The following is an 18,792-nucleotide window of genomic DNA, read 5'->3' as shown; positions in this document are numbered from 1 at the left end:
ATACGGCAGGTAGTAGCTCACAAGTACATGTCCGCGAGGTACTTGTAGGTGTTCTTTCGCGCCTCAAGGCTGTAGACCGGGACATGAACCATCAGCTCATCGATGTGGAACGCCGCAATCTCCTCGTCGAGGATGTCCTTGACCTGCTGCTTGGTGCCTTTGATCAAAATCCTGTTGTCATAAGCGTGCTTCAAGCGGGCTTCGTCAGCCTCAGTGTAGACATACGATTCCGCACGGTCCGGCGATACCAATGTGGCCTGTGGTTGGCCCAAGGTGAGATAGGACAGCTCGAACGACTTCTCGTGTCGATGCAGCTCCTCCTCAGTTTCGCAGATCAGCACGCGATAATCCATGCTGACGATGGGATGGTCGAAGAAGACACTCGGCTTGAAGGAATCACGATATGCCCTGAACACCGCGGGCGAAATGCCGGGATTGTAGCCGAACCATTTTACGAAGCTATAGCCCAGGCCCAACTCGGCGGCCTTCATCGCCGACTGTCCACTCGAACCGAGCATCCACGGCTGCGGGATGTCTTCGTCTGTATCAGGCGCGGCGAAAACGTTGCGATAGAGCGGGCTAGCATCAGCGGCCTGACCATCGGTAAGCAGCGCCAGAATGTCGTTGATCTTGCCGTACATCTGCGGGTCACGATCAAGCATCGGCCGTCCTTCGGACAAGGCCATGATTTCCGCAGGGCCGCCGCCCGGGGCACGTCCCAGACCCAAGTCAATCCGTCCCGGTGCAATCGCCTCGAGCGTCTTAAAGGTCTCCGCAATCTTCAACGGGGAATAATGCATGATCATGGTGCCGCCTGTACCAAGGCGCATCGTCTTCGTGGCGGCCGCGTAATAGGCCACCAGCAGCTCGGGCGCAATGCTCGCGCTGGCCGGGAAGCCATGATGCTCGGAGAACCAGTAACGGCTATATCCGAGACTTTCGGCATATTGCACGAGTCCCCTGGTTTTTTGCACGTTCTCTTTCGGCGTCTCGCCGGTGTTGAGCATCAACAAATCATGAACTGCTAATTTCATGGTTGCTCTCCTATCCTTATCCGTATCCCGGTATTTTCTTCTCGTCGCGCTTCTCGGCGTTCCTCTTGCGTAATCCGTGGCCGAGCTGGCCGGATCGCTCTGGAATGTATCGTCAACGCTACAGCAATGCCGTTCAGGAAATCAACGATTTCCGCTTTGGCCCGAAACGCTTTGATTTTCGAATTGTGTTTTTATTGAAAAACGATATGCCTTTTATTGAAAAACGATATGAACCGCTTATGATAAGTAACCAACGGATAGCCTGCGCGACAAAGGAGACTGAGATGAGAGCCCAAGAACACACAAACACTTGCGGCGGCAAAATTCGGCAAGACACATCCGACACCGAACCCTACAAGCGCAAGGCGCATATGTCGCACCACACGCTGGCGGTTCTGCTCGAAGCCACGGACGTCTTCGCGGTCGTGATATGCCTGGCCATCGTGCTGCTCGTGCTTCCCGCAGCCGAAAGGGTCGGCGACCTCAGGCAGGGCTCCGCTCTGTTCGCCACAACCGGCATGCTGCCTTTGGCCGTGGTGGCGGTATACGCATGGCGACTTTTTGTGGCAATCGGACGCGAAGAGACCTTCACCAACAGCAACGTCCGCAATCTGCGTACGATTGGCGGGGCTTTCGGCGTCTCGGCAGCAATCTGGATCATCGAGCTGGTCGCAGCCGCCTTTGGGCTGACCAACACACGCGGGCGAACCATACTGGGCACGGGCGTGGCCTTCGTCTTCTGCACAGTGCTTGCCGTGGTATCCGTGGCACTCGCCTCATTAACCGCCGCCGCGACCGAACTCAAAGACGAAAACGACCTGGTGATCTGACATGGGACGCATCACGGTAACCCTCGACGACATCCTCGCCGACCGGCGCATGACACTGACCGAACTCTCGCAACGCGTGGGCGTGACGGTGGCGAACCTCTCGATCCTCAAAACCGGCAAGGCCCGTGCAGTGCGCTTCACCACGCTGGCCGCCATCTGCCAGGAACTGGACTGCCAGCCCGCCGATTTGCTGCACTACGAACCGGAGGGATAGCTCCATAACCCTTACTTCAGTTCGCCACAACGCAGTGGCCCGACAACAACAGTCAACCATACGATTTTGAAAAGGAAACCACCATGTCTAAGGACAACTATACCCAAAAACGGCCTGTAACGAACGAAACCAAGCACAAAACAGGATCTACCACGAATCCCTACACAGAACCTTCCGTTTCTCCATCCGAAGCCATTGCCCAGAACGAAGTCAGCGACGCAACCTCTGCGAGCGCCGATGCCGGAACCATCGACACAAGCACAGCAAAGAACACGACCAATACAGCGAATGCAAGTTCCAACGCGGTGAGTGCGACGGTTCCGCCTGCCCCGCTGACCAAGGCCGACAAAGCCTCGCTAATCTGCGCAATCGCACTCTCGCTGCTTTGGTGCATTTGCGTTTCGCCTCTGCGTCTTTCAGGATATTTCGCAATCGCGGGAGGTGTGGCATTGAGCGTCTGCCTGTTGACATTCCTCGGTTGCGCCTGGTTTTTAAGACGAAAACAGGAACCGCAGAACCCGAAAAAGCCCCCTGAATCGCAAGACACCGAGCAGGCAAAACCGGTGAAACAGCAGCATCCGCACATGTCAAAACTGTCACTCGCCCTGCTTGTCTGCACTGTGGCGCTTATGCTCGTACCCGCGTTCTCTCAAGCCATCTGGCTCCGCGCACTCAATGCTTGCGCCTTGGCCATAACGCTGCCCCTGACTGTTCTGTCGCTGAGCGGCGAAAACGATGACGAACTGTTCCGCATGCGCGGGGTCTTGCATGGGCTCGGCACATTCATCACCGAACAGTTCCGTCATTGGTCCGTTTTGGGACGCGTCGCCTCATCGTGGGTAAAAGGGCGCGGACACGCGGTCGGCAGTATCATCATGGGTGCGGTGTGCGCGATCCTGATACTGTCCATCGTGGTTCCTGCACTATCCTCCGCTGACGGCAATTTCGCATGGATCGTCAACCGTCTTTTTGATAATGCCATCGACATCGATTTCGGTTCTCGCCTCCTGGATGCCATTCGTTTCATAGTGATCATCCCACTCGCTTTTTCCTTGCTCTTCGGCCTGCGTTACCCGCATCATAAAGCCGATTTCCGCACAAGTATCTCCCATCATCATGCCTCGACCGCTACGCTCAACACGATGCTTGCCATGCTCGACGCGGTGTATCTGGTATTTGCGATCATTCAATCGACATATCTGTTCGGCGGCGTGGACACGCTGAAACGCTTCGGAGGCTACGCAGCCTACGCCCGCGCGGGATTCTTCCAGCTTGTCGGTGTCACAGCCATCAACCTCATCATCGTGATGGCCTGCCTCTACCTGCACAAGCACGGAAAACGTGCGAAGTCCCTGCTGACGCTCGAACTCGTGCTGGTCGCCTCCACGACGGTGATGTTGGTCTCGGCCGTCTGGCGTATGAGTCTGTACGTCAATAAATACGGCCTGACGCGCCTACGCCTGCTGACATACTGGGGTATGGTCGCCATCGCGTTCCTGCTCGTGGCCACGGTGTGGAAACTGCTAAGCCCGACGTTTGAACTGTTCCGTGTCGCATTTTTCGGTACGCTCGCACTGTGGCTTGTTTTTGCTTTCATTCAGCCCGACACCATCATCGCCAACGTCGATGTGGACGGCTACTTGAACGGCAATATCGAAGTAGTCGATACGGATTATCTCGGTCAGCTCCCCTCGTCGGCCATCGGCCCGCTCAACCGCTTGAAGGCTCAAGCTCCGACCGAATCGACAAGAGACGCCGCCGCGGACGCAATCCACGAAATCGAGATAAACACCAGCGAAACACAGTGGCCGGTATGGGGAATCTAGGAGGGATGATCGAGCGCCCCATCCTTCCCTATTGCTATTAATCATTACCTGTCAGACAGCACTTTCCAATCGCTGCCTGACAGGTATCATTTATACTGGGTTTGAAACAGTTGAATCGATGAGGAAAAAGACGAAAACAGGAAAGCAGATAACCGATGACCGCCAATGATGACGTGATAAAAGCGCAAAATTCCGCACCGACGGACGCACAGGAAATCGAGGACAACCGCGAGAACTGGAACGATCGCGCCGAAGTGCATTTCAACGGAGGCTACGGCGACATCGACGCGCTGATCAATGGCTCGCCGCTGGCGAATCCGGTCGTCAGACGTGATTACGAAGTGCTCAAACCCTATCTGCCGAACCATTCGGTTCAGGGCCAGCGGCTGCTGCATCTGCAGTGCCATATCGGCACCGACACCGTCTGCTGGGCCAGACTCGGCGCGAAGGACGTCTGCGGACTGGACTTCTCCTCGTCCTCGTTGCGTTACGCGCGGCAAATTGCGCAGCGAGCAGGAGCTGCCATCACCTACGTCGAGGCCGACGCACGCAAGGCGGTCGAAGTGCTGCCCGGCAAGCAATACGACGTCATCGTCACCAGCGTGGGAACGGTGACCTGGCTGCCGTCGTTGGAAGGCTGGGCGCAATCCATCGCCGCGCTTCTGGCGCCAAATGGATTTTTCATGATCCGCGACAACCATCCGTTGCTCTTTGCGCTCGGCGAGGACGGGCTAAGCATCGGCAACAGCTATTTCCCGGGTACCGAAGACTCCTACGACACCGAAAACACCTATACCATGGCCCCACAAACGGAGAATTCCGATGACGCGAATTCGAAAAATACTGTCGGCAGCAAAAGCAATGCTTCACCAAAGCCGAAAATCACCCATACCCACAACCACAACTGGGCCCACGACTTCGACGAGATGACAAGAGTCCTGATCGACGCGGGACTGCGCATCGAGCGCATCGGCGAATATGACGTTTCCGATTGGCAGTCCTTGCCGATGCTCGAATATGACGAGCAGGACGAATCATGGCATATGCCCGAAGGCTATCCACGTATTCCTCTGACGTTCTCGATTGTGGCGCGAAAAGTCTGAATCCCGCGGGAAGCCCACAAGTTGGTGATATCTGGAATTTTGCGCAAATAGATTTTGGGATTCGACAGGGAAGCATGGCTCTTATCAAATCTTAAAAAACCAAAGTGCGCAAACTACCTACCGGACACCACCGGTTCTTCGGTCGTATGAAGACTGTGGCCGTCTACTCCGAGTACTGGGAACGACTCCCTGCGAGTAGGTCATCGAAAGACTGGCAAATACATCGGCTGGTACAACGGCAAACGCATCAAGGCCAGCCTCGGCTACAGGAACCCGGACCAGCACCTCCGGGCTCTCTGCCTCATGGCATAACCAGACAACGAAAACAGGAAAAGCATCTCCAGCTTTTCGTCCGCACCCTCTTATCCTTCTAAGGTTCTATAGACTTAAAAGATATTCTAATTGAGAAGCTTTCTTACGGTCTTTAGCTTCATTCTTATGCTTTATCTTTTGCAGAGAATGCGAAAAAGCAAGTAGTCTACTACCTAAATATGTTTCTTCAAACAGTGAACGTAATTTTCCATTGCGCAGTAAAAGCTTTGCAGTGAATCTTGCAGTAGTTTTGAATCTTATTGACTTCTGAATTGGGTACAAGCGCTTGAGATAAAGGGCAAATTGTTCCAGAGCATTCCTTTGAAGCTCTATATCTTTTTTAGACCTTGTCTCATGTTCATTCCAACGGTATGAAAAGCAGTAGTCAAACAAGAAGCTGCTTTTAGCATTTTCAGATAATAAACTTTTAAGTCCCACCTGGAGACGATATACGCGAATATGTTCGTTCGGGAAAATAACACGAAAAACTTTCCCGTCGAGAACTTGGTCAATATAACAGCAGTATAAATCCTTATACTGTTTACTACTCTTTTCTACAGATTCCAAGATAGGGGTCAACACATCTGTTTCAAAACGTGCAGGATTCATTTCTCTTACCATCGGCAAGACGGAATCTGCACTTCTTCGCGAATACTCTGAAATTAGGAATTGTCCTGCTTTTTGGAGATCACTATCAGTCAGTTGAAGGAGGAAGTACGAGGTAAAATATTCTTGGAATGAACGGTGTGTAAATGTATATTGTCCGCCGTCTTCACAAATGAGACATACCGCTTTAATCAAGTCTTCGATAAAGCTACTTGGCTTAAACCCATATTCTTTACCAATCTCTTTCAACTTTGCGCTCATTTCGTCATACGTAAAAGTGAATTCGCCTTCCAAATAAGTCTTATAACAGAATTTTGCGAATGCATTCTTAAATTCATCCATCGATAGTTTGGTACGCATCTGTCGTTTATAGCCACTTTTAGTAGCATCGTGCTTTTGAAAGAGCGTTTCAAAAGCACGATTATAAAAAATGTGAATCTTATCAGGAATTTCAGCATAACTCTCATAGGTCAGCAACATTATCGTAAGCAGCAAAGGATTAGATGCAAAAGATTCATGCTTGTGATAAAGACTAGCGTCGAGAGCCTTTGCAAACCTTTTCTTTACACCAGAATCGTAATCGAGTTTATTAATAAGACTGACTGCTTGGACTTTGTTAAGTGGACTTAAATCAATCACTTCAAATTCCTCAAACTCTTGAAAATCACTGATTTTCCGACTTGATAATATCAAAGGCGTATCGGGATATTCATCAGCCAAATCACGAAGTTGACGCACAAATTCACGTGCAAGTGACTCCGGCAACTCATCAAAGCCATCAAGAAGTATTGCCAAACAGCTTTTTGACAATGCATATTTCAAGTTTTGTTGCGTTAAGGTGCAACCAAAATGATCAAAAGAAAGCCGGATTTGTTCTTTTAGAGTAGTCGGATTTGAAATATTGTCTCTTAATTCAATAAACACCGGGACATATTCTTTTTCCTCTATTGCACTCAGCAACAGATGTTTCATCATCGTACTTTTGCCAATCCCAGCAGTACCTTCAATAAGGATATGCTTTGATATCTTAATGACAGAATCAAATGAAGCCGAGTTGATGCTCTCATGTTGAGAATTACGATAATAAAGATCGGGACATTCAAAGAAAGATTCTAACGGTTCTGGAGATTGATATAACAAGGTTTTCATTTTACCGTAACGATTTGCTATTCTTTTAATATAGTCATTGAAGTACTTTTTATTGCCAATCTTCCATTCATCCCATCTCTCCTTCCCGAACTTCCAAAGCTGTTGTACAGCACTTTCTCCTAAATTCTCTGCCTCTTTCGTGGCCACAGCTTCGACATCAATAGGCATAGTCTTCATTGACGCTCTCCTTAAGCACTCTTCTATAATATATTTCAATTATATAACTTTTTACTATGCTTCCTCTAAACCAGAGTACTATTTAGCAAGTAGTTTCTTTCCGGATTAATGAAGCTTGTCGGGTTTAGGCCAGAATGTGGTGCTTAAGATCGGGGTTTGGCCTTGTGGGAGTAAGCGTTTCGTTCTGTTCTTTTTTCCCGGGATAAAAGCGGTGGGCTTCACGGGTGATTCTTGTCTGTATGAGGGCGAGGTCGAGGCAGGCGAAACGGTGCCCGCGTTGCGGCGGGCGGATGAAGAGGAACGGGCGCACCGCGGCCGGCACGCAGCGGTGGAAATGCCCCGAATGCAACGCGGGCACGACGGCCCCCAACCACAGGCAGGCGATGCTCCGCCAGCTGGACTCGTTCGTCGCCCGGCTGCTGGGCGGCCATACCCTTGCCGAGGAGGGGCGCTCGTTCCGGCGCGACCGGCGATGGTGCTGGGAGGTCGACCCCGTCATCCCCATGACCACGCGGGGATCCCATGTTTTGGAGACGGACGGCACGTATGTCAACGGCCGCTGCCTGCTGGTGCTCATGGACGGGGAGACCGGTCTGGTCGTGCGGATCCGCTGGTGCGCCCACGAGTCCATCGCCGAGTACCGGGACCTGTTCCATGGGGTGCCCGCGCCCGACGTTCTGGTCAGCGACGGGATGCGCGGCATGACCGCCGCCGCGAATGCGGAGTGGCCCGCCACCCGGTTGCAGCGCTGCCTGGTGCACGTGCACCTCGACACGAACCGAGACCTCACGCACAGGCCCAAGACGCAGGCCGCCAGGGAGCTGCAGAAGCTCTCGTCGAGGCTGTTCAAGGTCAGCGACGCCGAAGGCGCGGCCCGTTGGGGCGAGGGGCTCAACGCGTGGTACGAGCGGTGGAAGGCCATGGTCAATGAACGCACCACGGCGAAGGACGACCCGGCCCGCGCGGCGGGAAGGAAGTGGTGGTGGACCCACGAGCGGCTCCGCCGCTGCTACAAGAGGCTCGAACGCCTGTTCCGCGACGGGAGCCTGTTCGCCTACACCGACCCCGCCCTGGCCGCCGGGGGCGGGGTGCCCCGCGACACCAACGGGCTCGAGGGCGGGATCAACAGCCCGATCAAGCGGATGCTCGACGACCACCGCGGCATGCCCTGCGGGCACATGATGCGCGCCTGCGAATGGAAATGCTACACGAGAAGCCCACACCCCGACACCGGCGCCCTGCTCGACACCTACCTCGAAAACAGGAGGCGCAAGGCCGAAAGGGCCAGGAAGGAGACGGCCAAGGAACAGGCGAGGACGGGCGACGAACCCGTCATAGGCACCGGCATCGACTGGAACGAGTTCCACACCGCCACCCGATACCCCGACGCCACCGACTAGAAAGCCAACCCTAAAACACCACGAAATGGCCTATAACCCACCTTGTCAAGTTCAATCATTTTATAGGCGTTAAAACGTCTAAATAGAACTCGGACTCAGAAGCACCGTCACAGAATAAATATACTGGACAATATCAGATTACTTTATCGGCTTTCTACTTCATTAAAGTTGGACAAACAATTTTCAGCGAATACTAACGCATGACGAAGTATTGCTACTCCTCTTTTAACGAATTGCCGGACCGTCCGCCCTACTTAATCGGATGGTAGCCCGACAATTGTCCCTACCCACTTTTTTATTCTATTTCAGAAAATTTTATACCTTTAAGTAACCTCATAACAAAGCTTCTAAATAATCAGATCGGTATCCCTTAATCCAAGTAGTCTAATCAGTCTGTTTGTATCTGTCTTAGTTATAACGCAAGTTGAATATCCATCCGAAGTCGGAGAAATCGCCTCTTTCCAACTGCCACATATGTTAGACCAGCACTAAATAATCATACACAGAAATCCGAGAACCGTTCTGTCAAGAATAACAATATTGTCCTTCACGCCAACTCCTCATCACACGTTGATATATATAATCAGAAAACTATCGTGTTTTTGGAACCAAACAATATCCGACAATTTAGTACACCAGTTTTTCAAAGCCAAAAGTCGGGATGACAGGATTTGAACCTGCGACATCCTGCTCCCAAAGCAGGCGCGCTACCAAACTGCGCTACATCCCGATGTGCCCACAAAAACAAGCACAACAAATAAGTATAGCGCAACCCCGGCCATGCGACTCGCTAAGATAGGCAAGAGCGTCTGGATCAGGCGAATCTCGAACACAGAAGGTAATTTCAATGGGACTGCATCAGCGAACGGAGACCTCGGGGCTCGTCTCCTTCATCATCTGCGCCATCGCGGGAGCGGGCGTCATGGAACTATGCGTCTCGCTGCTACCGGCTGCATGGATGATCAGCCGCCGCCAGTTCGTCATCGCCTCCATCATCATCGCCGCGTGCGGCACGATCTCCTTCATCTTCGGCTATGCCCGGCGTTCCAGCTCGCTCAACACCCACAACCGCCTGATAGAAATCCTGCGCCGCCTGGTCGAGATCCTGGCACTGGCGACGGTCTACGCCTCCACGCTGTTTCTCGCCTCGTTCGCCCTCTTAAGCATGGCCGGCACCCTGATGGGCACGATGTTCCTCGAATACATCGTCGCGATCTGCGCCGGTTTTTCAGGCGTCGCCGGTTATGTCACCTTCGTGCAGGCCGAGCTGATGGACGCCAAAACACTGGCCGGCCTGCTGCCGCTTTTCGTCGTGGCCGGCGTCAGCGTCGCAGGGCTCACGACCGACGACCCGAACTGGTACACCAACAATTTCTCCCAGCTCGGCGACCGCACCACCTTCGCCGCCCGCATGTTCAACTCGACGCTGATCCTCGCCGGCATCTGCATCATCATCGTCAGCTACTTCGCCATCTCCGAGCTCGTGACCTCCTACCGCCAGCGCCGCGAATGGCACCAAGAACAGGGTCCGTTGCGTTCCAGCCGCATCAAGCACTACAAAGCGCGTCTGATCTGCCTTTCGGCAATGCTCGCCTTCTCCGGCCTCGCTTTCATCGGCATCGGCACGTTCCGCTATACGCCGCATCCCATTCTGCACAACGTCTTCGCCCGCGGCATTGTCTGCGTGATGGGCCTGCTGCTGCTCGCGCTCCCCTGGCTCGCCCCACAGCTTTCCGTGGCCATCTACGCGGCCGGTTACCTCGCCATTGCCGTCTGCGGCGTCGTGCTCGTGCAATGGCTGAACGGCGCCAACACGATGACCAACGTCGAAGCGTTGGCCGGTCTCGTCTTCCTCGGCTGGTTCATTATGTTCTCACGTCAGATCGCCGCCATCGAAGCCGATCGTATCGCCGAACAAGTGCTGCGTATCGATCAGGAAGAGACTGCTGCGGACTCGACCACAGCCACGGCCGCAGCCAACATCGCCGCCACCATCCCATCCTCAGTCGACAAGAACCACCGCATGCATTCGCGCATTGCGGCGACGCAGTAAACGCCGTCGAATTCGACTTTGGAAATGATTATAGAATTGCACTACATCTGAATTTCAGAGTATCGCTGCATAAATTCCAGTGCGAATAATCAGCAGATGAAACGCGCTCTGCTTCCTGAACCGCATATAATACGTTCTTTTTTAAAAAGACACATCTTCTACCGTAAAAGAAAAATCGACAATAAAAGGTGAGCTCGCCTATTCTTTCGTTGTCAATTGCTCACGCAACCGGCGAATCTCCTCGTGTTGAATGGCGATGGTGGAATCCGCGGCCTGAATGCCGATCCCAGTCAGCTCCTCCCACGTCACCCAAGCGGACTGCACGTGCTCGTCCTTGTCGAAATGACGCGGCTTCTGCTTCCACGCCGAGAGATGAAGCACGAAAATATGCGCGAGTTCATTGGTCATACCGCCGGAAGAATAAAAATTGCCGACGTGTTCGATACGCACCGATTGTCTGTTTTTCGGCGTGACCCCGGTTTCCTCCTGCAGTTCGCGTAAGGCCGAGGTTTCAGGCTCTTCACCCTCCTCCATCAGCCCCGCCGGGAAACCGTAAGCGAACTTGTTGGGCCCGACACGATACTCGCGTTCCAGCAAATATCGGTCCGTCAGCTCGTCGTGAACCAGCATCACCACGGCCTGCGGATGGACCAGAATCTGGCGACGCACCGTTACTTTCCCGCCGTCGGTACCAGCGAGCGCCAGCTTTCGATCATCGATATGGAAAATCGCCCCGCGATAGACGGTTTCGCTTGAAAGCATCCGCACCGGCGTTTCCATATCGACACCGTCACTCGAGGCCTGCAAACGCCTGCTGACCTCTTCCTGGATACGTTCCGTCCGTGTTGATTCTGCTGATTCTGCTGATTCTGTTGAGCCCATCATTCACCTTCCCGTCCGAGCACCAGCTGCCACGGGTCGGTGACGATGCCGACGCGCTGCGCTTCGGGACGGAAACCGGTGGCCTGCTCCACCCCGTCGGCGATATCGTCAAGCGCATACCTGAACCACATCGACTCGATGGCCGAATGCGGAGTGTTAATCAAAGCCGGCCGCATGGTCGCTCGCGCGCCCGTCTCGCCGTTCTGCCGCCGCAGACTCGCCTCGTACCACGCCTGCTGCAACGCGTCAGTGGCCGGGTGGTGGCGCAGGTCGCTGGTCACGTAGACATCGGCACCGCTGGCCCGGACCTCGTCGAAATCGGAATCCCCCGATCCGGGCAGCACGGCGATTTTTCGGACTTCGGCATCGAGATCGCCGGCGACCTGAATGCCATAATTCGTCTTCGGCACCTCATCGGCCACACGCTGGGCAAATGTCCGCAGCGTCATCGGTTGCGCAAGCGTTCCGACACGTCCCAGCCCTACGGCATGGCCGTGTTCCTCACCTGCCGGCACCAGCGGCACCTGGTCTTGCAAACCGAATGCATCCGCGGCGGCCTGCGCGACCCCACGATAGGCGACGTCGGCGTTGGTGTGTCCGACCCACAACCCGCAGTGCGCCCGGTAGAGCTTGCCGGCGATGGCTCCATGGACGCCAAGCCCGGAGACCTCGTGCACCGCACGGAAGAAGAGCGGATGATGGCAGATAAGCAGGTCAGCGCCCATCGCGAGCGCCTTGTCGACCACGGCCATGGTCGGGTCAGCGGCGAAGACGATCGTGCCGACGGTATCGTTCAGATCGCCGACGATCAGCCCTGGATGGTCCCAATCCTCGGCGTACTTGAGCGGATACAGAGTCTCCAATACCTTGACGACTTCGGCAAGTCTTGGCTTTTCCTGATCTGACATATTTCCTCCGAACTATTCGCCATCCATTCCAATGGATATCGGTGCTTGACAACACCACCGAAACCGACATCATTACGCAGCGCTTTATCGCGTTTCCGGCCGATAAACGAAAGATGGCTCCATTGCTTACCACAATAGAGCCATCGTCGAACACTTCCCAGTTGGCAGGCAGCCCGGAGAAAATCCCGATTACGGCCAATCCGTACGCTCACCTACCAGCGACAAGCAGCATCAGCGATTTCCACTGGCCATCAGTGCGCAGCGGCCTGCCAGTCGGAGCCGATGCCGATCGACACGTCCAGCGGCACGGCCAGATCGACGGCGTGTTCCATGGCGTCGCGCACCAACTCACTGACCTGCTCGCTCTCCCCCGGCGCGACCTCAAGTACGAGTTCGTCGTGGATCTGCAGGATGACACGGCTCTTGACACCTGATTCTCGCAACGCGTGGTCGGCCCGAATCATCGCAATCTTCATGATGTCGGCCGCCGAACCTTGAATCGGCGCGTTGAGCGCACCACGTTCGGCGGCGTCACGCACCTGCCTGCGCGAGGACTTGAGCCCCGGGAAGTAACGGCGGCGCCCGAACATCGTCTCGGTGTAACCCTTCTGACGCGCGGTGGCGACCAGCGACTCGAGATAGTCGTGGACTTTGCCGAAAGTGGCAAAATACTTGTTTTTCAGCACGTCGGCTTCGGCGGGGCTGATCTTCAACTGCTGCGAAAGCCCATAGGTGCTGAGCCCATAAGCCAACCCGTAGCTCATCGCCTTGACGTGGCTGCGCTGGTCGGAGCTGATTTCATCCATCGGAATGTCATACACTAGACTGGCCACATACCGGTGGAAATCCGCACCCGACTTGAACGCCTCGATCAGCGATTCGTCGCCGGAAAGGTCGGCCATGATGCGCAGCTCTACCTGCGAGTAATCGCAACTCAGCAACGACTCGAAGCCCTCGCCCGGCACGAACGCGGAGCGAATCTCACGGCCTGTGGCGTTGCGGTTGGGGATGTTCTGCAGGTTCGGATCGACCGAGCTCAGGCGCCCGGTGGCCGCGACGGTCTGCTCGAAAGTCGTGTGGATACGTCCGTCTCGCGCGTTGACGGCTTCCAACAACGTCTGCGCAATCTGCTTCAACTTATTGGTCTCGCGATGACGAAGCAGGGCTCCGAGGAAGTTGCTGGCCTTCTCGTCCTCGGCGTATTTGACATACAGGTTCTGCAAGGTGGCTGCGTTGGTGGTGTACGAGCCGGATTTGGTTTTTCTTGAAGGCTTGAGTCCCATTTCGTCGAACAGCACCGTCTGCAGCTGCTTCGGACTTTGCAGGTTGAGCTCGTGGCCGGCGGCCTCAAAGGCGATCTGCTGGGCCTGGTCGGCATCGGCCGTGAAGCCGTCGAGCAGCTCGTGTAAACGTCCCAGATCCACCTTCGCGCCGGCGTCCTCGATGTCGTAAAGCACCTGTGAGACCGGCAATTCGATGGAACGCAGCAGACCGAACTGCTTGCGCTGGTCGATCGGGGTCTTCAGGAAATCGGCGAGCGCCCGCACGATGGCGGCGTCCTTGACGGCTTCCTGCTGGGCTTCCTTTGATTCCTCAGCATTCGAAGCAGCGTCGTCGTCCTCACCGAAATCAAGCTCTCCCTGCGCCTTCTTCGGCTTGCTCTCCGGGATTTCCAGCTTGAGGAAATGTTCCGCTGCCTTTGCAAGGGTGTCGGCGTGGAAATCGGGATGGACCAGATATCCGGCCAGTTTGGTGTCGAACAGCGGACGGGCAAGCGCAATACCGACGGACGCCAGCAGATGCAGGTGCTCCTTGTAGCCATGCACCACCATGGAGCGGTGATAGGCGCCCAGCAGTGTCTGCAGCTCGTCGCGCATGACATCATCGATCGCCGACGCCGCAATCACAGCCGCCTCATCGCCGACGAGCATGACAACGGTTTCAAGCCTGGCATTCCCCGGTTTCGAACGGCCTGCGGCATAGAGCACCCACGAATGGCCCACCTGCTCGGAGCATTTCATGTCGTGATCGACCAGCTCAGGCCCTTTGGCACCTTCGATGATGGCCTGTTCATCCGACCGCTCGTCGCTGTCAGACTTGGAAGAGCCGGCTTCTGCCGGACCATCGGCCTCGCTTGATTTACCCGTATTGCCAGCGTTATCAGCCTTATCGGCACCAGCTGCTTTACCGGCTTTCGCCGTTGCCGCATCGCCCTCTGCTCCGAAAACTTCCAATACATGATCCGAAATACCAGATATATCCGCGACGAACTCCGGACCCATGTTCTTGTTGATCCAGTCGCCCAATTCGCCGGCATCGGCGATCTCGGTAATGTTCGGCTCTTTGATGCTCAGCTGGTCGTCCTCAGCCGGCGTGGAATCCTCGGTCACGTTAGCGACGTCAGGCATGACCCCGCCGTTGAAGGATTTGACCAGTCGGTTCTTGGACCGATTGCTGAACTGAAGCTTGGCGAAAATGGCGTTGACCTTGTCAATGTCCATACCGCCGAGGGTGAAGTCGTCGATGGAGGCGCCGAGGTCCATGTCGCGCAGCACGGCATTGACACGACGGTTGAGTTTGACCTGTTCGATATTGTCGCGCAGCGCCTGCCCTTTCTTGCCTGGCAGTTCGTCGGCGTGCTCGATGATCCCCTCGAGCCCGCCGTACTGGTTGATCCATTTGGCCGCGTAGCCGTCGCCGACGCCCGGAACTCCGGGGATGTTGTCGGCGGTCTCGCCGCGCATGGCCGCCAGGTCCGGGTATTGCTGCGGGGTGACCTTGTACTTGTCGACGATGGCCTGCGGGGTCATGTGCTTCAGATCTTTGAAATGGTGGCCTGGGTAAAGCACGGTGATATCGTCATCGATCAACTGGAATGCGTCCCGGTCGCCGGAGAGCACCAAGGTCTTGTATCCGGCGTCCTCGCCCATCGAGGCCATAGTGCCGATGATGTCGTCGCCTTCGTAGCCCTTCTTTTCCACATAACGCACGCCCAACGCCTTCAGGAGGTCTTGAATGATCGGCAGCTGGCTCAACAACTCCTCCGGTGCGGCGTCTCTCGTGCCTTTGTATTGCGGCAACATCTTATTGCGGAACGTGCCGCCGGCCATGTCGAAAGCGACGGCGAGATGATCGGGTTTCTCGTTATCGAGCACCTGCGCGAGCATGGTCGAGAAGCCCCAGACAGCGTTGGTCGGCTGGCCGGTGGAAGTGGTGAAGCTTTCGACAGGCAGTGCGAAATAGGCGCGGAACGCGAGGGAATGGCCATCCACCACCAATAGCGTGCCTTTGGTCTTCGAGGCCGTTGCTGCTGTCGGGACTGCCTTGGTTTCCGTATCGCCTTTGGTTTTCGAGACCTCTTTCGTTTTCGTGTCATCACCCGTTTTCGAGGTATCGTTTGATGCTGTGGTGTTGCCGGCCTTTTCGGTATCGTCGCTATCGCTCATAAGATCGTCATTCCTTGCAAATTCGTTTCGTACGCCGTGTTCTATCCACTATACAAATATCGCCTGCCGATTCATAGGCGAATCGACAGGCGACTTCATAAGATTTTGCCTTAAGCTCAGCGTTGCTTGGGTTCCGGCTTCGGATCGCCGTACTTGGCGATGATGGCCATGGCCAAGCGCTTCTTGGGGATGCGCTGATCCATAGAGGTCTTCTGGATCCAGCGGAAGGCGCCCTGCTCGGAGAAGTCGGCCTTGTCCATCAGCAGGCCCTTGGCGCGGTCGACGAGCTTGCGCTCTTCAAGCGTATCCTCGGCCTTCTTGAGCTTTTCTTCGGCTTCCTTGAGCTGGGACTCGGTCTCCTTGAGCTTGCCTTCGTTCGCTTCGACGGTATCGAGCAGATCGTTGATCTCGGCGAAACGGCCCATGGCCACTTCCAGCGCGGGGAGCAGCTTGGACTCTTCGTACGGCTTGGTGACGTAGGCCATGGCACCGGCACCGGTGGCCTGCTTGACCAGATCGGGCTGGGAATAGGCCGTCAGCATGACAACAGGCGCGATGTTCTCGTCGCAGATGGTGCCGGCGGCGGTGATGCCGTCCATGCGAGGCATCTTGACGTCCATGCATACCACATCCGGATGGAACTTGCGGGTAAGTTCGACAGCTTCCTCGCCATTGGCGGCTTCACCGACGACCTTGTAGCCGTTGTCTTCGAGCATGGCGACCAAATCCATACGGTTCACGGATTCGTCTTCGGCCACAACGACGGTGCGCTGATGCGGCTCGCCCTCTTTTTCGGCTTTTTCGTTCTTGGCTTCGTCGGCGACGGATTCGATGTCATCGGTGGCGGCGGCCTTCAATTCCTCATCGGTCAGTATCTGATCCATATCATTTTCCATTTCTGTATTCACTCCTGCACCCGTATCTTCGCGCCTTCTCAAGTCTCTTATGGCAAATGTCGAGTACAAAGTACATTGATACTATGATATATCAATCATTCAAAAGTGATAAACTCACTCAACGTGCCCTTGGTGGGACTCGAACCCACACTGCACAGATTTTGAGGCTGTTTCCTCTACCAATTGGGATACAAGGGCTTGTATCTGGCCGCAACTGCAGAATTGCAACCCTTTAAAAGTAGCATAATCAAGCGACGTCAGAGTGTCGATTTCGTCATCTGCGTGTCTTCTCGCACGTTCTGCTCAATGGCCGGTTCAAGAAACGAGACGATTCCCGGTTCCAAAACGTTTCCGTTTATCAACCAGGAATCGCCTTCAAGAAACAGCCGGGCTTTCAGCTAACGGCTAGAAGCGTTTCGCCAAAAACCTTTTCACGGTTTCAGTCAGCGTCGCAGGCACCCACGGTGTGGACGTAGATGGAATCGGTGCGGCCGGACTTCTGCTCGCCCTGAGCAGAAGACAGCACGACGATCTTGTCGCCGTTGACGACCTTGCCGGCATCGCGAAGCAGCTTGTCGGTGAAGATCATCAGCTGATGACGGTTCATGTCGTGATAGTCGGCGTCGGTGCAGAACGCTTCGGTGCCCCAGCTCAGAGCCAGCCAGTGATAGGTGTGCTCGTTGTTGGTGATGCCGTAGATCGGGGCGGCCGGACGTTCGCGGGAGACGCGGTGCACGGTGGAACCGGTCTGCGTGTAGGCCACAATGGCCTTGGCATTGGTCTTGTCGGCGAGGTCGACGGCGGCGGAGGAAACGGCGCCGGTGCTCGACATGTCGAGATTGCTGATGGAAGGAATGCGGTCGAAGCCGTGCTCGGTGGCGTAGCCGGAGATGCGGGCCATCGTGTTGACGGTCTGAGCAGGATAGCTGCCGACGGCGGTCTCGTTGGAGGTCATGGTCGCATCGGCACCGTCGAGGACGGCGTTGGCGCAATCGGAAGCCTCGGCGCGGGTCGGGATCGGGGAATTGACCATGGAGCCCAACACCTCGGTGGCGACGATGACGGGCTTGGCGTACTCACGAGCAAGCTCGATGCAGCGCTTGGTGACCAGCGGCACCTCTTCGAACGGCATCTCAACGGCCATGTCGCCGCGGGCGACCATGATGCCGTCGAACGCCTTGACGATGTCCTCGAGGTTCTCGACGGCCTGCGGCTTCTCGATCTTCGCGACGATCGGGATGCGACGGCCTTCCTCGTCCATGATCTCGTGGGCGCGGTCGATGTCGGTCGCGAAACGCACGAAGGACATGGCGATGATGTCGGCGCCGGTCTGGATGGCCCAACGCAGGTCAGCCTCATCCTTCTCGGTCAGGGCCGGGAGACTGACGGCCACGCCCGGCAGGTTGATGCCCTTGTGGCTGGAAACCGGTCCGGCCACGACGACCTTGGTGTGCACGTTGTTGCCCTCGACCTTGGTGACCTCGAGGCGGACCTTGCCGTCGTCGATCAGGATCGGGTCGCCGACATGGCAATCGCCGGGCAGCCCCTTGAAGGTGGTGGAAGTGATGTGCTCGTCACCCTCGATGTCGTCGGTGGTGATGATGAATTCCTGTCCGGCCTTAAGCTGGACCTTGTCCTCGCCGTCGGCGTTCTTCTTGAACCAGCCGCAGCGGATCTTCGGGCCCTGCAGGTCGACCAGGGCGGCGACGTTGCGGCCTGTGGTCTTGCCGGCTTGACGAACGTTGTTGTAGACCTTCAGGTGGTCATCGGTGGTGCCGTGCGAACGGTTGAGGCGCGCGACATCCATACCGTTCTTGACCAGTTCGGTCAGGTTCTCCAGCGATTCGCTCGCCGGCCCGATGGTGTCTACGATTTTTGCTTTCCTCATGAATACCTGCCTATTCTTTTCTGACATTTGTTTGGCGGAAATCTTCCCGCAACATCTATCCAGTCTAC

General features: G+C 55.5%; 13 protein-coding genes and 2 tRNA genes. 6 read left to right on the top strand and 9 right to left on the bottom strand.

The features are described 5' to 3' along the window. Nucleotides 1–17: 17 nt before the first annotated feature. Nucleotides 18–1,034 carry an MsnO8 family LLM class oxidoreductase gene (locus OZX75_RS02115; RefSeq protein ID WP_277146602.1) on the bottom strand — a complete coding sequence of 339 codons (1,017 nt, stop codon included), beginning with the start codon at nucleotides 1,032–1,034 and terminating at the stop codon, nucleotides 18–20. A 284-nt stretch (nucleotides 1,035–1,318) separates the two neighbouring features. Between OZX75_RS02115 and OZX75_RS02110 the strand changes: the two genes are divergently transcribed. From OZX75_RS02110 to OZX75_RS02095, 4 genes are all read left to right on the top strand, one after another. Further along, nucleotides 1,319–1,864: a DUF2975 domain-containing protein gene (locus OZX75_RS02110; protein ID WP_277146601.1), complete on the top strand. Its 546-nt coding sequence runs from the start codon at nucleotides 1,319–1,321 to the stop codon at nucleotides 1,862–1,864. A 1-nt stretch (nucleotide 1,865) separates the two neighbouring features. Continuing rightward, nucleotides 1,866–2,078 (top strand): helix-turn-helix domain-containing protein, encoded by a 213-nt coding sequence (locus OZX75_RS02105; RefSeq protein WP_277146600.1) that lies wholly within the window; start codon nucleotides 1,866–1,868, stop codon nucleotides 2,076–2,078. A gap of 83 nt (nucleotides 2,079–2,161) precedes the next feature. Further along, nucleotides 2,162–3,904 (top strand): DUF4153 domain-containing protein, encoded by a 1,743-nt coding sequence (locus OZX75_RS02100; protein WP_277146599.1) that lies wholly within the window; start codon nucleotides 2,162–2,164, stop codon nucleotides 3,902–3,904. Between the two features lie 155 nt (nucleotides 3,905–4,059). Next, nucleotides 4,060–5,007 carry a class I SAM-dependent methyltransferase gene (locus OZX75_RS02095; protein ID WP_277146598.1) on the top strand — a complete coding sequence of 316 codons (948 nt, stop codon included), beginning with the start codon at nucleotides 4,060–4,062 and terminating at the stop codon, nucleotides 5,005–5,007. A 378-nt stretch (nucleotides 5,008–5,385) separates the two neighbouring features. Here the strand turns inward: OZX75_RS02095 and OZX75_RS02090 are convergent, their stop codons facing one another. Next, nucleotides 5,386–7,251 carry an NACHT domain-containing protein gene (locus tag OZX75_RS02090; RefSeq protein WP_277146597.1) on the bottom strand — a complete coding sequence of 622 codons (1,866 nt, stop codon included), beginning with the start codon at nucleotides 7,249–7,251 and terminating at the stop codon, nucleotides 5,386–5,388. Between the two features lie 239 nt (nucleotides 7,252–7,490). Between OZX75_RS02090 and OZX75_RS02085 the strand changes: the two genes are divergently transcribed. Next, the gene (locus OZX75_RS02085; RefSeq protein ID WP_277146596.1) at nucleotides 7,491–8,651 is read left to right on the top strand and encodes an IS1249 family transposase; all 1,161 of its coding nucleotides are present in this window, start codon (nucleotides 7,491–7,493) and stop codon (nucleotides 8,649–8,651) included. A gap of 656 nt (nucleotides 8,652–9,307) precedes the next feature. Here the strand turns inward: OZX75_RS02085 and OZX75_RS02080 are convergent. Then, nucleotides 9,308–9,381: transfer RNA gene (locus OZX75_RS02080), tRNA-Pro, on the bottom strand. A gap of 117 nt (nucleotides 9,382–9,498) precedes the next feature. Here OZX75_RS02080 and OZX75_RS02075 point away from each other — a divergent pair. Continuing rightward, nucleotides 9,499–10,704: an ABC transporter permease gene (locus OZX75_RS02075; RefSeq protein WP_277146595.1), complete on the top strand. Its 1,206-nt coding sequence runs from the start codon at nucleotides 9,499–9,501 to the stop codon at nucleotides 10,702–10,704. A 198-nt stretch (nucleotides 10,705–10,902) separates the two neighbouring features. Here the strand turns inward: OZX75_RS02075 and OZX75_RS02070 are convergent, their stop codons facing one another. From OZX75_RS02070 to pyk, 6 genes are all read right to left on the bottom strand, one after another. Further along, nucleotides 10,903–11,589 carry an NUDIX hydrolase gene (locus tag OZX75_RS02070; RefSeq protein ID WP_525930260.1) on the bottom strand — a complete coding sequence of 229 codons (687 nt, stop codon included), beginning with the start codon at nucleotides 11,587–11,589 and terminating at the stop codon, nucleotides 10,903–10,905. Next, on the bottom strand, nucleotides 11,586–12,494 hold the full coding sequence (locus OZX75_RS02065; RefSeq protein WP_277146594.1) for a Nif3-like dinuclear metal center hexameric protein: 909 nt from the start codon (nucleotides 12,492–12,494) through the stop codon (nucleotides 11,586–11,588). The genes OZX75_RS02070 and OZX75_RS02065 overlap by 4 nt, the downstream gene beginning before the upstream one ends. A 251-nt stretch (nucleotides 12,495–12,745) precedes the next feature. Beyond that, entirely contained in the window at nucleotides 12,746–15,940 is a 3,195-nt protein-coding gene (polA, locus tag OZX75_RS02060; RefSeq protein WP_277146593.1) for a DNA polymerase I, read from the bottom strand. Nucleotides 15,941–16,056: 116 nt separating this feature from the next. Then, nucleotides 16,057–16,836, bottom strand: coding sequence for an ANTAR domain-containing response regulator (locus OZX75_RS02055; protein WP_277146592.1), 780 nt, complete (start codon nucleotides 16,834–16,836; stop codon nucleotides 16,057–16,059). 124 nt (nucleotides 16,837–16,960) lie between these two features. Continuing rightward, nucleotides 16,961–17,034: transfer RNA gene (locus tag OZX75_RS02050), tRNA-Leu, on the bottom strand. A 241-nt stretch (nucleotides 17,035–17,275) separates the two neighbouring features. Then, complete coding sequence (pyk, locus tag OZX75_RS02045) at nucleotides 17,276–18,724, bottom strand: pyruvate kinase (protein WP_277146591.1); 1,449 nt, start codon at nucleotides 18,722–18,724, stop codon at nucleotides 17,276–17,278. Between the last annotated feature and the right edge of the window lie 68 nt (nucleotides 18,725–18,792).

Source organism: Bifidobacterium sp. ESL0800, from assembly GCF_029395355.1.
Classification (GTDB): Bacteria; Actinomycetota; Actinomycetes; order Actinomycetales; family Bifidobacteriaceae; genus Bifidobacterium.
This window is presented reverse-complemented; position numbering and strand designations above follow the sequence as displayed.

Coding starts and splice junctions, on each gene's coding strand:
- OZX75_RS02085 (WP_277146596.1), top strand. CDS start 7,491: ATGAGGGCGAGGTCGAGGCAGGCGAAACGGTGCCCGCGTTGCGGCGGG.
- OZX75_RS02090 (WP_277146597.1), bottom strand. CDS start 7,251: ATGAAGACTATGCCTATTGATGTCGAAGCTGTGGCCACGAAAGAGGCA.
- polA (WP_277146593.1), bottom strand. CDS start 15,940: ATGAGCGATAGCGACGATACCGAAAAGGCCGGCAACACCACAGCATCA.
- OZX75_RS02115 (WP_277146602.1), bottom strand. CDS start 1,034: ATGAAATTAGCAGTTCATGATTTGTTGATGCTCAACACCGGCGAGACG.
- OZX75_RS02100 (WP_277146599.1), top strand. CDS start 2,162: ATGTCTAAGGACAACTATACCCAAAAACGGCCTGTAACGAACGAAACC.
- OZX75_RS02070 (WP_525930260.1), bottom strand. CDS start 11,589: ATGATGGGCTCAACAGAATCAGCAGAATCAGCAGAATCAACACGGACG.
- pyk (WP_277146591.1), bottom strand. CDS start 18,724: ATGAGGAAAGCAAAAATCGTAGACACCATCGGGCCGGCGAGCGAATCG.
- OZX75_RS02065 (WP_277146594.1), bottom strand. CDS start 12,494: ATGTCAGATCAGGAAAAGCCAAGACTTGCCGAAGTCGTCAAGGTATTG.
- OZX75_RS02110 (WP_277146601.1), top strand. CDS start 1,319: ATGAGAGCCCAAGAACACACAAACACTTGCGGCGGCAAAATTCGGCAA.
- OZX75_RS02095 (WP_277146598.1), top strand. CDS start 4,060: ATGACCGCCAATGATGACGTGATAAAAGCGCAAAATTCCGCACCGACG.
- OZX75_RS02075 (WP_277146595.1), top strand. CDS start 9,499: ATGGGACTGCATCAGCGAACGGAGACCTCGGGGCTCGTCTCCTTCATC.
- OZX75_RS02055 (WP_277146592.1), bottom strand. CDS start 16,836: ATGGAAAATGATATGGATCAGATACTGACCGATGAGGAATTGAAGGCC.
- OZX75_RS02105 (WP_277146600.1), top strand. CDS start 1,866: ATGGGACGCATCACGGTAACCCTCGACGACATCCTCGCCGACCGGCGC.